This window comes from Seonamhaeicola maritimus (assembly GCF_008056315.1).
Taxonomy (GTDB): domain Bacteria; phylum Bacteroidota; class Bacteroidia; order Flavobacteriales; family Flavobacteriaceae; genus Seonamhaeicola; species Seonamhaeicola maritimus.
In genome coordinates, this window is the sequence record NZ_VRKQ01000018.1 from 299,346 (window position 1) to 314,502 (window position 15,157).

A 15,157-nucleotide genomic window follows, 5' to 3' on the forward strand; every position below is an offset into this window, starting at 1 on the left:
AATAGCAATAAGCAATGGCAAGCAATCGTAATTCATTAGACCAAAGTACTTTTGAACGATTACGGCGTTTATACATTATTGCGCTTAGTGCTATTGCGCTGTCTGTTATTGTTAGCCAGATTTTAATTAGGAAGCATTTAAAAGATCAAGAAAGTGATTCTGGTGTTATAAATGTTGCCGGTAGGCAACGTATGTTGAGTCAAAAGCTCACAAAAGAAATTTTATCGCTTTCTACAGAAGAAAATCTAAACAACAGAAAGGCCGAATTAGGTGAATTAAAGCAAACCTTATCGCTTTGGGTGTCTTCACATAATGCCCTCCAAAAAGGTAGTGATAGTTTAGGTTTGCCTGGGACTAATAGTCCTGTTGTTTCAAAAATGTTTGATGCTATTAATCCTGCTTTTAATTCTATTAAATCAGCTTCAGAAAGTATTATTTCAAAAATTGAGAACAATTCTGAGGTTTCAGATTTCATAAATGAAGTTGATATAGTCAAGCAAAGTGAAGGAGATTTTTTGGTTAAAATGGATGGTATTGTAAATCAATACGATTTAGAAGCCGAAGAAAGGGTGACTTGGTTAAGAAAGTTAGAAATGTTCTTAATGTTTTTCACTTTACTGTTACTATCGGCGGAGTTCTTATTTATTTTCTGGCCAACAGCTAAAACGGTTAAAAAGAGTATTTCAGAATTAATTTATGCTGAGAAAAAGGCCAAAGAAATGGCTTATAATGCTGACGTTTTAAGTGAGGCTAAAGAGAAGTCTATTAGGGAGTTACGTGCTTTAAGTCATGCTATGGATGAAACACTGTTGTTTGCACGTATAAGTCCTAGTGGTGACATTTTACACATGGGTAATAAGTTTTCGAAACTATTTAAGTTGAGTAAATTTAATAAAGGTGTGAACTTTTCTAGAATGCTATCTATTAATGAAAGTGAACAGGAAGTAATAGATGATCTTATTTCAAAAAATAAGAAAACCGGCTGGCAAGGTGAAGTTAAGGCTACTACCAAAAATGGGTCTGATATATGGTTAGAAATGGCTTTAATTCCATTTAACCCTGTTGATGAGCGCTCAGAACTTTTAATTATTGCTTCTGAAATTACCAAAAGAAAAGAAGGGCAGCTAGAAATTGAACGATTGACGAAGGCGAGTTTTGAGGAGAAAATGGATCAGCAGAAAATTGTTTCTAGTAAGATTATAGAAAACCAAGAAAAGGAACAAAACCGTATTGCTAAAGATGTGCATGATGGTATCGGACAAATGCTCACAGGTTTAAAATATAATTTAGAAAGCATTAATATTTCTGATATTGAAAAAACTGCTTCAAAAATTGAGCATTTAAAAGAATTAACGGCTAATATTATTAAAGGGGTTCGTACCGCAACATTTAATTTAACGCCCCCTGAGTTAGCGGATCACGGAATTGTACCGGCCCTGACTAAACTTACTCAGGAATTAGCTAGACTAACAGGAAAGGAAATATTACTGTTTAATAAGACAGATTTTGATGGGAGATTAGATTCTTTATCAGAGATTAATATTTATCGTATCACTCAGGAAGCCATTAATAATGCCATTAAGTATGCCGACTCAACTCATATTTTGGTGTCTCTATCCAGTAGTAAAGATATTCTAAGTATTGTAATTGATGATAATGGTAAAGGATTTGACCCTAGTAAAGTTAAAAAAGTAAAAAACGGTGATGGAGGTATGGGTATGACTTTTATGCGAGAGCGTATTAAGTATATCGATGGTAGATTGTTTTTACATTCTGAAATAGGGAAAGGCACTCGCGTTACACTTAATATTCCTTTAAAAAATTAAAAGTTATGGCAAAAAAACTAATAAGCTCTGGTTCTACTTTTGAAGAGCAAATAGGCTATTCTAGAGCGGTTGTACAAGATAATTGGGTGTTTGTTTCAGGAACTACAGGCTATAATTACAGCACCATGACCATTAGTGAGGATATTATTGAGCAAACCGAACAATGTCTTATTAATATTAAGGATACTTTAGAAAAAGCAGAAGCTAGTTTATCGGATATTGTAAGAGTTACATATATGTTGCCTAATCCATCAGATTTTGAACAGTGTTGGCCAATACTTAAAAAGTACTTAGGTGAAGTTAAACCTGCCGCCACTATGATATCTGCGGGTTTAGCAAATAACAAAATGAAGATTGAAATAGAAGTGACTGCACTTAAAAATAAGTAATTACGTAGAAATACTTAATTTTCTTATTTTTGTAATCTGAATACATATTTTATGGACAAAATTAAAGTAGTACTGGCAGATGACCATGAATTGGTTAGGGATGGTATAAAGGCACTTTTAGAGGATCAGAATGGGGTTGAGGTAATTGATGAAGCCTCCGATGGAAAAGAGGCTTTGGAAGTTATTGCAAGAAGCAAACCCGATGTGCTGATTGTAGATATCCGTATGCCAGAAATGAATGGTATTGAAGTGGTAAAAACTTTAAATGATAATGGTGCAGGTATTAGGACTTTAGTATTGTCTATGCATGATTCAGAAGAATATGTCGTAAAATCAATCCAAGCAGGAGCAGATGGGTATTTGTTAAAAGGAGCCAGTAAAGAAGAGTTTTTAAAAGCATTAAATAAAGTGGCATCTGGCGGAAAGTATTTTTCTGGTGATGTATCTGCTATAATTATGAATAATTTTGTTAGCGGGAATGCATCAGCTCCAGTTGCTCCAAAAAAGGAACTTTCAGAACTACCTTTTAAACTGACTAAACGCGAAAAGCAAATACTTAGTTTAGTTCTTGAGTTAAAAAACAACAAAGATATTGCAGAGGAGCTTGAAATAAGCAAGCGTACAGCAGAGGTACATCGTTTTAATTTGATGAAAAAATTAGAGGTTTCTAACCTTAAAGAATTGACTGATAAGGCTAAGGAGTTTCAGTTGATTTAGGGGTTTTAACTCAGTTCTTTTGATTAACCATCTATACGAGATAATGAAAATAATAAATATTAACTTTTGAAGAATAGGCTAGTGCTTTTCATAATAGCCATTGTTAGGCACTGGCATTTATTTTTATTTATTCGCATCTTTTCTTAATTCCAAGTCCATTTCTAACTGCTGAAGCCAAAATCCATCACTTTCCATCACTTCCGAATCAGCATTTTTTAAGTCCAACGTTAGCTTTTCGAATTGTCCATTTGTAAAATCAGAGTTGAGAAATGCATCTTCTCCATTTTCCATTTGCACTCTTTTTACAAAATCCCGATAAGCTATTAAACATTTGCCGGTAGCGGAAAGGTCAGAATTAAAAGGTTGCGAACTGAAATAATCCTCGTGGTCCAGATATTCTATTCGGTCATTATTTCCAGTATTTATGACAATTGGGTCTCCGTCATTACAAGAGCCAATAACTATGTACTTTTCAAATTCGGGTTCTAAAAAGTCATAAATAGTTGTCAATTTTTGAACACTATCATTAACATCATTAGAATCTTTAGTGAAAGATAGAAAAGGAGCAGCTCTATCTGGTAATCCCGATTTTTCAAGAAATTCAATAGAGCTTTCTGAAAGCCCGAGTCCATTAAGTTTTTTCAGACTGATTGGATTGAGATTGTTCTCGTCTAAAGTCCATATGTTTTTAAATTCCTTAGGTTTCATTTTTCAGCTTGTGCCTAACGGTCTTTTATAACCGTCAGTTACGGGTTTAAATTTACTAATTTTCGACTAAACATTGACGCTCGTAATTCCGAGTGGATTCGGATTTAGTCGAATCTACCGTAATTGACTTTATACATTGTTAGCTCTTGTTTTTTATTCATTCTGTTTACACTCTTTCAGCAAGTCATTTTTCAATTCAGATGAATTCACAATTTTTGCCTCATTTTTTTGATTTAGAAAAACAGCTAAATTTAATTCGTCAGATTTATCTCTTCTCAACCAATTAATGAATTTATATAAGTTCTTTTTCTTTACGTATTTTGATTTTTCCAATTTTATATGTCTTTGTGCGAAATCTTTTTTAGGGAAAACCATTATACATTCAATTCCATTTATGTTAGGTGTACTTATTTGCCAAAATTTCCCGTAAATCAAAAATATAGTTTCAAAGTCAGCAACTTTGCGCACTAAATAGTCGTAACGTTCAGCATTATTTAATTCAATTATATTTTGATGTTTTTTATCGTGCATTTTTGTTTGATGAGAGCTAACGTATGGATAGATGCAATTGGCTTTGTTCCTCATTTTGTTCATCATCAAATATAATTAAATACCTACAATCCTACTTCATAGTAACAACTACATATCAGTTTTATCCTTTTCTTAATTCTTATAAATAAACACTAATTTAAGGGTGGTTTTAGCATATCTTCAAAATCCTACTTCCTAAATTATCAATCTCATATTTATTGGTAATTACGTAAAAAAACTACGTATTAATACGTAAAAATACTTAGTTTTGTATTGTAAAATTACGTAGTCATGATAAATATTCAAGCACAAAAATCAACAAAATTATCACTTTTCAACCTTAAAAACGTTTCAATACGTACATTTTGGATTACTGCTATATCATTCTTCATGTGTTTCTTTGCATGGTTTGGTATTGTACCGTTTATGCCAGATGTGGTTAAAGACCTTGGGTTAACTCCAGATCAAAAATGGAACTCTATTATTTTAGCTGTTACAGGAACTGTATTTGCACGTTTACTTATTGGTAAACTTTGTGATAAGTACGGACCAAGAATGTGTTATACATTCCTATTAATGTTGGGAGCTATTCCAGTTATTTTATGCGGATTGGTTCAAACACCAACTCAGTTTTTAGTTTGTCGTTTATTTATAGGATTCATAGGTGCATCATTTGTAATTACACAAGTACATACATCTTTAATGTTTGCTTCTAATATAGTTGGAACTGCTAACGCCACATCTGCTGGATGGGGTAACCTAGGTGGTGGTGCTAACCGTTTAGGAATGCCAATTATTGCTGCTGCTGTAGTTAGTTTTGGTGTAGCAGAGGGAGAAGCATGGAGATACTCTATGGTGATTGCCGGTATTGTTTGTTTCTTGATGGGGATTGTATACTACTTCTTTACACAAGATACACCACAGGGTAATTTAAAAGATTTAAGAGAAGCCGGTGTTGAAATTGAGAAAAAGAAAGATGAAGTTGGCTTTTTGGCTGTATTAAAGGATTATAGAATTTGGATTTTGTTTGTGGTATATGCTGCTAGTTTCGGTATTGAGTTAACGGTTTACGGAACTATGGATGACTATCTGCAGAACACCTTTCAGTTAGAGCGATTAACTGCTGGAAACATTGTATTGTCCTTCGCATTAATGAACATATTCGCCAGAACATTAGGCGGTTTCTTTGGAGATAGATTCGGGAGGTTAAAGGGTTTAAGAGGTCGTGTGTTATTCTTGTCATTTATATTATGTGTTCAAGGAATTATGTTGGTAACCTTCTCAACTACAACCAGTATTGTTGTTGGTTTTGTTTTCTTAATCCTATTTAGTTTAAGTGTTCAAATGGCAGAGGGAGCAACATTCTCAGTAGTGCCATTTATTAATAAAAAAGCCATTGGTTCTGTTTCAGGAATAGTTGGAGCAGGAGGTAATGTAGGAGCATTTTTAGCGGCTCTTTTACTAAAATCTAAATCGGCATTAGCCGAAAAAGCAGCAATAACTGCTAATCAAGGTTTAGGAGAAGAAGCTATAAAAGCTGCCCAATCTGCAGCATCATCTGCAGCGGTATCTCAAGGATATTTTGTGATTGGTTTAGTTGTAGTAGTTACTGGTGTAGTTGCTTTAGCTATCAAGTTTTCTAAGGAAGATGAAAAAGCTAATGCACCTATTTCAACTACCGGTAGTTTAGAGGTTGGAGAACTTCAACCTATAAAAGTTAAAAGTTAAATTAAAGGTACCCCTCGAGCTTTTGCTTGGGGTTTTCTTTAAGAAGGTTATTCCCAATAAATTTACCGAGTTATTTCGGTAAATTGGGAATAACAATAAAGAATTTTGAATACCTCTAGAAAGAATAAAGGGGTATGTAAATCCTGATTACAGGGGGAAAACCAAATTCTTTATTTCAATAGTCGATTTTTATCAATTTTAAGATTTAAAAAGGCTTTTTTAAGGGTTTGCTAATAATGAAACGCAACTCTTGTTTTGTATAAAATTATTGATTTAATTCGTGTAAAACGCTGTTATAAATGGTTAAGAATGAAGTAAAGACAACATGTTCGTATTGTGGCGTAGGTTGTGGTATCATCGTTAAAAAAGATAATAATAACAAGGTTATTGTTGAAGGCGATAAATACCACCCTGTGAACAAAGGAATGCTGTGTTCTAAAGGTAGAAATCTGCATTATGTTGTTAATGATACTTCCGATAGAATTTTATACCCCGAAATGCGATGGAGTCGTTCTCATCCACGTGAGCGTGTAAGTTGGGATGATGGTTTAGATAGAGCAGCAAGCGTTTTTAAATCAATCATAAAGAAACACGGGCCGGATAGCGTTGGTTTTTATGTGTCGGGTCAGAGTTTAACCGAAGAATACTATATAGCCAATAAGTTAACCAAAGGCTTTTTGGGAACAAACAATATAGATACCAACTCCAGATTGTGTATGAGTTCTGCGGTAGTGGGATACAAAAAGGCTTTTGGAGAAGATAGTGTGCCTATTTCTTATGCAGATATTGAATTAGCAGATACGTTTTTAATTACCGGAGCTAATCCTGCTTGGTGTCATCCTATTTTATTCCGTAGGTTAGAAAAGCACAAAGAGGAGAATCCTGATGTTCAAATTATAGTTGTAGACCCAAGAAAGACAGATACAGCAAGTTTTGCAGATTTGCATTTGCAAATCCTTCCAGGAACTGATGTAATTCTATATAATGCTATTGGTAGACGTTTATACGAACGTGGTTTAATTGATGAAGATTTTATAAATAATTATACTGAAGGTTTCGCAGCTTACAAAGAACAAGTTTTTGCTACAAAAATTAGTAAAGCTGCCAAATTATGTGGTATTGATGAAAAAGATATAAAGAAAGCAGCCGATATTATTGGCTTATCTAAAGGGTTTATTAGTATGTGGGCTATGGGGCTTAACCAAAGTGTGGTTGGTGTTAATAAGAACGTAGCCCTTTTAAACCTTTCTTTAATTACTGGTCAGGTAGGAAAACCTGGTTCGGGTCCGTTTTCTTTAACGGGACAGCCTAATGCCATGGGTGGTAGAGAAGTAGGTGGAATGGCAAACCTTTTAGCAGTTCATAAAGATTTAATGAATGAAGAGCATAGAAGGGAAGTAGCTCAATTTTGGGGTGTGGATGAAATTAACCCAAAACCTGGATTGACAGCTACAGAAATGTTTGATGCTTTAGAATCTGGTAAAATGAAGGCTGTTTGGATTGCTTGTACCAATCCGTTGGTGAGTTTACCCAATACGCATCGCATTGAAAAAGCCATGAAGAATGCCAAATTTGTGGTAGTTCAGGATATTTCATATAAATCAGATACGGTTGAATATGCAGATTTGGTGTTACCAGCAGCTGGTTGGCTAGAGAAAGAAGGAACTATGACCAATTCAGAGCGTCGTATTTCCTATTTACCTAAAGAAATTGATGCTCCTGGAGAAGCAAGACCAGATGCTGAAATCTTTTGTGATTTTGCACAGCGTATGGGCTTTAGAGGATTTAATTACAGTTCTTCTGAAGAAATATATGATGAATATTGTGCCATGACAAAAGGCACTAATATTGATGTGTCTTATTTGAACTATGATAGATTAAAAAACGAAGGAACCTTCCAATGGCCGGTTAATGAATATCGTCATGAGGGTACACCACGTTTGTTTCAAGATAAAGTGTTTTATACACCATCTAAAAAAGCTATTTTTAATATAGCCACAACCACTGAAAACACCTCAATACAACCAACGCCAGATTACCCGCTTATTCTAACAACCGGACGTGTAAGAGATCAGTGGCATACTATGACAAAAACAGGTAAGGTATCACGGTTAAAAACGCATTATCCTAAACCTGTGTTGGAGATCAATCCGGTTGATGCCTACTTAAATAAGATTAAGGATGGCGATATCACCGAAATACATAGCGAAAATGGTTCGGTAAGAGTGCGTGCTAAAGTGACTGAGACCATTAAAAAAGGTGTGGTATTTTTACCAATGCATTGGGGTAAGCAATTGCAAAACGATTTAAATAGAGCAAACAATCTTACCAACACGCATGTAGATCCTATTTCTAAGGAACCAGATTTCAAGTTCACTACGGTATCTGTTTCAAAATATACAAAACCAAAAGAAAAGATTGTAATAGCTGGTGCAGGAGCAGCTTCTTTCAGGTTTATTCAAAATTATAGAGAGCATAATGAACAAGACGAAATTCATGTTTTTTCAAAAGAACCTAACTTGTTCTATAATCGTGTGTTACTTCCGGAGTATGTTACCGAAGAATTAAGTTGGGAACAATTACTTAAAATAAAGCAAAAGGAGTTAGAAAAACTAAATGTTCATTTGCATCCTGAGACTTTAATTAATACAGTTGATAAGGCAGCTAAGGTTATTACTGATAGCAATGGCGTAAAGCATAGTTTTGACAAATTCATAATGGCCACTGGTAGTAGAGCTTTTATTCCTAGAGATGTTCAAATAGATTTACCAGGTCGTTTTACCATGCGTAATAAAATGGATGCAGATAGGTTTAAATCTTACCTAGATGATACCGGATTGCCGCCAGAAGAACAGCATGTTGTTATTGTTGGTGGTGGATTACTAGGTTTAGAATTGGCCGCAGCATTAAAACATAAAAATGTAAGGGTTACCATTGTTCAGCGTGCCTCACGTTTAATGGAGCGCCAGTTAGATAAGGTTTCTAGTAAATTGTTAGCCCTTGATGTTCAAGAAAGAGGTATTCAAATTTATTTTGATAATGAAGTAAGTACAGTGTTTGATGATGAGGATACAGGAGAATTGAACATCAATTTAAAGAGTGGTAAAATGATTACTGCCAATGCCATAGTTTATGCTATTGGAACCATTCCTAATATTGAAATTGCTAAAGAAAATGGCATCACTTGTAGAAGAGGCGTTGTTGTAAATCAGCATTTACAATCGTCAAATCCAGATATTTTTGCCATTGGAGAAATAGCAGAATTTAAGAATCAATTATTCGGAATTACATCAGCTGCTGAAGAACAAGCTACTATTTTAGCAAACTTTATTGCAGGTGATATTAGTAGTACCTACGATGGCTCTGTTCTTATGAACATTTTAAAATTCAATGATTTAAATCTTTGTAGTATAGGAGACATTAATGTACCTGAGAATGATTTAAGTTATGAAGAGGTGGTATTTACAGATATTTCTAAGCGTTACTACAAAAAGTGTATCGTTAAAGATGATTTATTGGTAGGAGCTGTTTTAATGGGAGACAAAAATGAATTTGCCGAATTCAAAACATTGATTGAAAGCAAAATTGAAATGTCTGAGAAGCGTAATACCTTGCTTCGCGGTGCAGCAAATGATAAACCTGTTTTGGGTAAATTAATTTGTTCTTGTAGTCAAGTAGGTGAAGGTAATGTTGAGGAAGCCATTGCAAAGGGTTGTACAGATTTTACAGAATTATGTAAACAAACAGGAGCAGGATTAGGCTGCGGAAGTTGTAAAACTGAAGTTAGAGAAATACTTCATAAATCTAAAGTGTTAGCATAATGGAGGAGCCTTATAGATTAATGATAAACGGGGGTGTTTTATCACCCGGAGAATTAAAATACATTTGTGAAGCTGCCGAAGGCTTAGGTTTAGATGCCATATCTTTTGGGTCTCGTCAAGATATTATTTTTCCCGAAAAAATTGATGAAGCCAAGTTTAACGAATTTGATAAAATAAAATTTGTAAAGCCTAAAAGAGATAAGGTAGAAAATATAGCATCATCTTACGTGTCTGCTGAAATTCTTTCAAATACCTCATGGCTTACCAGTGACAAGTATTTATACATTTTAGAGCAGTTTAAATACAAACCTATATTACGTATAAATGTTACTGACCCAAAGCAAAGACTGGTGCCTCTTTTCACAGGGAATGTTAACTTTATTGCTTCTGAGCATGAAGATTATTGGTATTTATATGTAAGACTTCCAGGTTGGAAAAAAACACGCATGTATCCTGCACTAATTTTTAGTTGGGATATGGATAAGATTGAAAGGGCCATTGAGAGCATTTTAATTGAGGAGCCTGAAACCATTGAGACTGTTTTTGAATTGGTAAGTGATGCCGTAGATACTAATAACAGAACAGTTGATACACCTTTGGATGTTCCTTTTTACCCTTTTCCTTATTACGAGGGGATGAATCGTATTGGGACAGACCGCTATTGGTTGGGTTTATATTGGAGAAATAACAGATATGACCTTGAGTTTTTAAAGGCTATGTGTGATTTGTGTTCGGAAAATAAAATTGGTAAAATATCTATCACACCGTGGAAATCTTTTATTGTAAAAGGAATTCCAGAAAGAACCCGATTGCAATGGGAAAAGCTTTTAGGTAAGTTCGGTATCAATGTAAGGCACTCTATGTTAGAGATGAATTGGCATGTACCGGTAAATGATATGGATGCTTTAAATCTTAAAAAATACCTCGTTACTAATTTTGATCAAAATGATATAAGTACCTATGGTTTAACTTTTGGGATAACAAGTTATGACAGCGATACTCATAATTTTACCTCAATTGTTGTTGAAAAAAATAGGCAACCTGAAAATATCGGTGATTTTAAGATAAGAGATACTTATAACTTACTATATGCCAAAAACTTCGATCCAAATACAGGTGAGTACATAATGCATGTACAAGATGTAGATAAGGTAGAACTACCTGGATTATTAATGGAATTAAGTAAATTGTATTTTGAGCAGTTAGGTAATGAAAGAGATGAAGAGGAAGTACAAGTTAGGCAAACGGAAGTTCTTGAAGAAAGTGTATATCAATGTTCTGATTGCTTAACGGTTTACAGTGAAACATATGGAGATATTACTCAGGATGTTGGGCCTAATACGCCTTTTGAAAACCTTCCTGAAACTTATGAATGTTCAATTTGTGAAGCACCAAAAAGCAGTTTTGAGAAGAAGGTCTTAGCTAAAATAGGGTAGTGGTTTTATTCATAAAATTCTAAAACCTTAACACTGTTTCTTGTTGAATATATTTTTCCATCATCATGTAATTGCTTTAAAATTCTAGTAATTACAACTCTTGAAGTATTTAAGTCATTTGCTATTTCTTGATGTGTAATTTCAATATCAACATCATGGTTAATTTTCACCTTATCTGTTAAGTATTTTAATATTCTGGTATTCATTTTTAAAAAAGCAAGACTATCTATAGATTCTACCATTTCAATTAACCTAAAGTGGTAACTATCAATAATGAAATGACGCCAAGATTTAAACTTGGCTAACCATTCGTCAATGTATTCAACGGGTAGAAAAACCGCTTCAATATCCCGTTCTACTATACCTTTAAAAATACTTTGCTTTTTGTTTATACAGTTTACAAATGAAATAGCACAAGTGTCACCACGTTCTAAAAAATAAAGAACAATTTCATCACCTTCTTTTTCCTGCCGCATTATTTTTACAACCCCTTTAAGTATTAAAGGGATATGGGTCATGTCTTCACCAATATCAACTAAAAGCTCCCCACTTTTAATCTTATCAAAATGGCCCACTTTTACTATTTCATCTATTAATTTATCTTCAAAAATTTCAGAATAGTAATCTTTTAGTTTTTCTTTTAATATAGATTCTTGATTGTTCACCTTATCTAAATAAAAATTAATAAATAAAGATAACCAATTATAAAACAATACCTCCTGACAAATGTCAGGAGGTATTAACTAAACTAAAAATTACAAAATCAATTAACTAATTTATTAGAACTTAACTTGTATTTGCCCTAATAAAGCGTCATTGTCTACATTAACTACAGTTTCAATATTTGCTAGGTAGTTTAATTGAAGCCTAACTTTTTTGCTAAAGAAGTAATTAACTCCTAAAGTCATTCTTTCTAAATACTCTATATTGTTTTTAACATCAACATCCGGATCAAAATACTCATATTTAAATACGGGTTGAAACTTTTCGTTAACATCATAAGAAGCCATGATATATGCACCTTCAGATGTTAAACCGTCTAAGTCTATTGGCTCTATACCACAACCACCACCTGTTCCTGCTTGATAAGCACCAGTGTCATGAATATATTCACCTTGTATTTTAAATTTATCAAATTCTGCTAAAAATTCGCCACCATAAGTAGTTCTTGAATCTTCATTGTTATTTAATTTTGGGTAACCATGTCTGAAGTTTCCACCTACAGTTAAGAAATTTGTTACTTTATAAGTAGCTCTGGCAATGATATCTTTTTTAGAATTATTGTCCTTAAACTTTAACCCTCTACCATTCATTAAGGCTACGGCATAATTGAATTTATTGTATTTATTACCACCAAAAACAGCCAGACCGAAATCACGTTGTGGCGCAACTAGTTGATCTATTACCACAGATCTCTCAATAGTAGTTAACATATGGCAAGGTGTTACAAGTTCTAATCCGAATGGTTGTTTGTAAGTACCAGCAGATATTCTTGCCCAATTATCTGCATTATAAGTTACAAATGCATCCATTAAATAGACTTCTTCTTGGTCATCACCCCCTATAAAAGGGCTAGCTTCAAGCATGAAGTAGTATGAGAATTTTTCATCAACCTTTCCTCTTACACCTATTCTAGCTCTTTTAAATTTGAAAGAGTTTTCATTTTCATCACCATCAAAATTGTAGTCATATTGAGACTGTAGATACCCAAATAATATTGGTTTATATGGATCTACTTCTCCTGATGCTGATGCTACTGGTTCATCACCTTCACAACCTTGTGAAAATGTATTGTTTACTGAAAATATAGTAATTAAAGCAAACAATAATAAAAAACGTTTATTCATAATATTTGTTTTGAATATTAAATGTGTTGTGAGTGTTCTATTGAACTAATGGTAAATTTTTTGGTCCTGAATCACCACCCCATTTATTAACTGTATTGTCCCAAGCAGGATTAGTATTGTATAAACCATTCATTCCGTAGGTTAATGATTTAGCATCATATCCTAATACTCTTAAACATGCTGACATAACTGCTGAAGTTTGACCTGTATAACAATAAGTAACAACGGTTGCATCAGGATCTAAATTTTTATATTCATTTCCTGCTAGAGTTAATGGTAAAATTCTATAAGCACCATCTATATGACCAAAAGCAGAATAATCACCTTCACTGAAATAATTATTGATAAAGTAACTACCAGGACTGTTTAAAACATCTGTTCCACTTACCACTGCGGCGCCAAATCCTGCAGCTACGGCATCTTCAACTCTTTTCTTAAGAATGGCTTCACCTGTACTTCCAGAAGTAGTTATTTTAGGATCTGAGAATACCATATTATTTGGAGCTGGATTAGAAGTCCAATTAGCATGATTTTCGGCCTCATCGGCTCCTATTTTTTTATCCCAAGAACCTACTGCAGTTGCAGGGTTCCAACCAGACATTCCCCATTTCAAGGCTTGTGTATGTTTGTATCCATACAAACGTAAAAGGGCAGTTGCATAACACGCTGTTTGTCCAGAGAAACATACTATTAAAATTGGCTTAGAACCTGCATTTGGAGCCTCTGTTAAAATATTTGCAAAGGGAACATTTTTTGCACCTGCTATATGGCCAGCGCTAAAAGTTCCGGCATCTCTTATATCTATGATATAATATTTTGCCAAAAAGGCGTCTAAAGCTGCACCTGCGTCTGCCGGAGGACCAGCAACAAATTTTTCGTTGTCAGAATTTTTAAGAATTTTTGAAATGTCTAAGCCGTTAGTTACCATATAATCTTTCATAAGATCAAATGATGGCTGAACAACGGTTCCTTCTCCAGGTTCATCACCTTTGTCACAGGATGTCAGGAAAAGTGTTGGTACTAAAAATAATCCGATTAATAATAAAGCTATTTTTTTCATGATATTATATTTAATGTTATTTGGTTTTTATTCTATTACAGGGAACATGTTAATTTCTTTTTTTGTGAAAGCGTCCCAACCTTTTTCTTTTAAAACTGAATTCATAAAGCCATTTTCACCATAAGAAAGGTTTCCAGTTTGGTACCCTAATACATTTAAATAGGCTATTACATAAGCGGCTTTTTGGCCAGTGCTATCGTAAACAACTACCTTTTTATCTGTAGGTAAGGTCAATAAATCTGTTGTTATTGATAATGAATTGTTAGGCGTGTAATGAACGGCTTGAGGAATATGACCACTATTATAGTTTTCTTGGTCTAAATAGTTAACAATGAAATAATTGCTAGGATTTTCAAATACCTCTGGAGATTTTACAATGAAGTCTCTATAAGGCGTTGCAAACAAGGTTTCTAATCTTGTCATTAGTATTTCTTTTGCTTCGTTTTGTCCAGTATCTAAAGTTGGGTGAGCACCCTTTTCTGGTTTCTTGTTTTCAGTAGTTTCTAATTGGTCTGCAAAATCATTCTTAACGTTTTTTAACCAAGAATTTTCGGCAAAATCTTGTCTCCATGAACTCATGCCCCATTTCATGCTGTATACATTATTATACCCCGCTATTCTTAATAAACTTGAGTAATACGCAGCCGATTGACCAGAATAACATACTAGTATAATTTTTTCAAATTCAGAAGGTGTAATAGTATTGCCAAAATAGGTGAGAAGATCAGCAGATTGTACATTTGCGGCTCCTTTGATGTGTCCGTATTCGAACCAACTATCATTTCTAATATCTATTATATGGTATTTAGGATTTTTAAGGTTTTTCTTAACCTCATCTGCCATCATAATTGGTAATTCTCCGTTAATGAAATTACCATTTGCTTCAAGGTAATTTACCAGAGTCTCGAATTCATTAGGTGGGTTTAAATTGGAATTATCAACGCTCGTAAAACTGCTAAAAAGAACAGCTGCTGACGCGAAAATTGCAATTAAAAATATTGAAGACTTTTTCATAATATAAGTGTTTATAATTCAAATAATTAACTAGGTTTATTGACTTTAAAATTATATTTGAAGGCAATGGTTTTATATGA

General features: G+C 33.8%; 12 protein-coding genes. 6 read left to right on the top strand and 6 right to left on the bottom strand.

Annotation, left to right across the window (positions count from 1 at the left end; translation table 11 throughout):
• Nucleotides 1–14: 14 nt before the first annotated feature.
• From FUA22_RS16215 to FUA22_RS16225, 3 genes are read left to right on the top strand one after another with little or no spacing between them, the layout of a single operon-like run.
• Nucleotides 15–1,826: a sensor histidine kinase gene (locus FUA22_RS16215; RefSeq protein WP_147769636.1), complete on the top strand. Its 1,812-nt coding sequence runs from the start codon at nucleotides 15–17 to the stop codon at nucleotides 1,824–1,826.
• Between the two features lie 5 nt (nucleotides 1,827–1,831).
• On the top strand, nucleotides 1,832–2,215 hold the full coding sequence (locus FUA22_RS16220) for a RidA family protein (protein ID WP_147769637.1): 384 nt from the start codon (nucleotides 1,832–1,834) through the stop codon (nucleotides 2,213–2,215).
• A 51-nt stretch (nucleotides 2,216–2,266) separates the two neighbouring features.
• Nucleotides 2,267–2,932, top strand: coding sequence for a response regulator transcription factor (locus tag FUA22_RS16225; protein WP_147769638.1), 666 nt, complete (start codon nucleotides 2,267–2,269; stop codon nucleotides 2,930–2,932).
• Between the two features lie 123 nt (nucleotides 2,933–3,055).
• On the opposite strand, the gene FUA22_RS16230 is transcribed toward FUA22_RS16225, so the two are convergent.
• Both FUA22_RS16230 and FUA22_RS16235 read right to left on the bottom strand, forming a co-directional pair.
• A complete protein-coding gene (locus FUA22_RS16230) occupies nucleotides 3,056–3,640 on the bottom strand; it encodes an SUKH-4 family immunity protein (RefSeq protein WP_147769639.1) in 585 nt (194 codons plus the stop codon).
• A gap of 153 nt (nucleotides 3,641–3,793) precedes the next feature.
• Complete coding sequence (locus FUA22_RS16235) at nucleotides 3,794–4,171, bottom strand: DUF2750 domain-containing protein (protein WP_170309952.1); 378 nt, start codon at nucleotides 4,169–4,171, stop codon at nucleotides 3,794–3,796.
• A 291-nt stretch (nucleotides 4,172–4,462) separates the two neighbouring features.
• On the opposite strand from FUA22_RS16235, the gene FUA22_RS16240 reads away from it, so the two are divergent.
• From FUA22_RS16240 to FUA22_RS16250, 3 genes are all read left to right on the top strand, one after another.
• A complete protein-coding gene (locus tag FUA22_RS16240) occupies nucleotides 4,463–5,899 on the top strand; it encodes an MFS transporter (RefSeq protein WP_147769641.1) in 1,437 nt (478 codons plus the stop codon).
• Nucleotides 5,900–6,198: 299 nt separating this feature from the next.
• A complete protein-coding gene (locus FUA22_RS16245) occupies nucleotides 6,199–9,720 on the top strand; it encodes a nitrate reductase (RefSeq protein WP_147769642.1) in 3,522 nt (1,173 codons plus the stop codon).
• Nucleotides 9,720–11,156 (top strand): rubredoxin, encoded by a 1,437-nt coding sequence (locus tag FUA22_RS16250; RefSeq protein ID WP_147769643.1) that lies wholly within the window; start codon nucleotides 9,720–9,722, stop codon nucleotides 11,154–11,156. The genes FUA22_RS16245 and FUA22_RS16250 overlap by 1 nt, the downstream gene beginning before the upstream one ends.
• A 5-nt stretch (nucleotides 11,157–11,161) precedes the next feature.
• Here FUA22_RS16250 and FUA22_RS16255 read toward each other — a convergent pair whose 3' ends face one another.
• The 4 genes from FUA22_RS16255 to FUA22_RS16270 all read right to left on the bottom strand — a co-directional run bounded on the left by FUA22_RS16255 (nucleotide 11,162) and on the right by FUA22_RS16270 (nucleotide 15,077).
• Complete coding sequence (locus FUA22_RS16255; protein WP_147769644.1) at nucleotides 11,162–11,821, bottom strand: Crp/Fnr family transcriptional regulator; 660 nt, start codon at nucleotides 11,819–11,821, stop codon at nucleotides 11,162–11,164.
• 114 nt (nucleotides 11,822–11,935) lie between these two features.
• Nucleotides 11,936–13,003, bottom strand: coding sequence for a porin (locus tag FUA22_RS16260; protein WP_147769645.1), 1,068 nt, complete (start codon nucleotides 13,001–13,003; stop codon nucleotides 11,936–11,938).
• A 37-nt stretch (nucleotides 13,004–13,040) separates the two neighbouring features.
• On the bottom strand, nucleotides 13,041–14,063 hold the full coding sequence (locus FUA22_RS18500) for a rhodanese-like domain-containing protein (RefSeq protein ID WP_170309953.1): 1,023 nt from the start codon (nucleotides 14,061–14,063) through the stop codon (nucleotides 13,041–13,043).
• Nucleotides 14,064–14,090: 27 nt separating this feature from the next.
• Complete coding sequence (locus FUA22_RS16270; protein WP_147769646.1) at nucleotides 14,091–15,077, bottom strand: rhodanese-like domain-containing protein; 987 nt, start codon at nucleotides 15,075–15,077, stop codon at nucleotides 14,091–14,093.
• Nucleotides 15,078–15,157 lie beyond the last annotated feature (80 nt).

Coding starts and splice junctions, on each gene's coding strand:
- FUA22_RS16220 (WP_147769637.1), top strand. CDS start 1,832: ATGGCAAAAAAACTAATAAGCTCTGGTTCTACTTTTGAAGAGCAAATA.
- FUA22_RS16230 (WP_147769639.1), bottom strand. CDS start 3,640: ATGAAACCTAAGGAATTTAAAAACATATGGACTTTAGACGAGAACAAT.
- FUA22_RS18500 (WP_170309953.1), bottom strand. CDS start 14,063: ATGAAAAAAATAGCTTTATTATTAATCGGATTATTTTTAGTACCAACA.
- FUA22_RS16215 (WP_147769636.1), top strand. CDS start 15: ATGGCAAGCAATCGTAATTCATTAGACCAAAGTACTTTTGAACGATTA.
- FUA22_RS16235 (WP_170309952.1), bottom strand. CDS start 4,171: ATGCACGATAAAAAACATCAAAATATAATTGAATTAAATAATGCTGAA.
- FUA22_RS16260 (WP_147769645.1), bottom strand. CDS start 13,003: ATGAATAAACGTTTTTTATTATTGTTTGCTTTAATTACTATATTTTCA.
- FUA22_RS16225 (WP_147769638.1), top strand. CDS start 2,267: ATGGACAAAATTAAAGTAGTACTGGCAGATGACCATGAATTGGTTAGG.
- FUA22_RS16250 (WP_147769643.1), top strand. CDS start 9,720: ATGGAGGAGCCTTATAGATTAATGATAAACGGGGGTGTTTTATCACCC.
- FUA22_RS16245 (WP_147769642.1), top strand. CDS start 6,199: ATGGTTAAGAATGAAGTAAAGACAACATGTTCGTATTGTGGCGTAGGT.
- FUA22_RS16240 (WP_147769641.1), top strand. CDS start 4,463: ATGATAAATATTCAAGCACAAAAATCAACAAAATTATCACTTTTCAAC.
- FUA22_RS16270 (WP_147769646.1), bottom strand. CDS start 15,077: ATGAAAAAGTCTTCAATATTTTTAATTGCAATTTTCGCGTCAGCAGCT.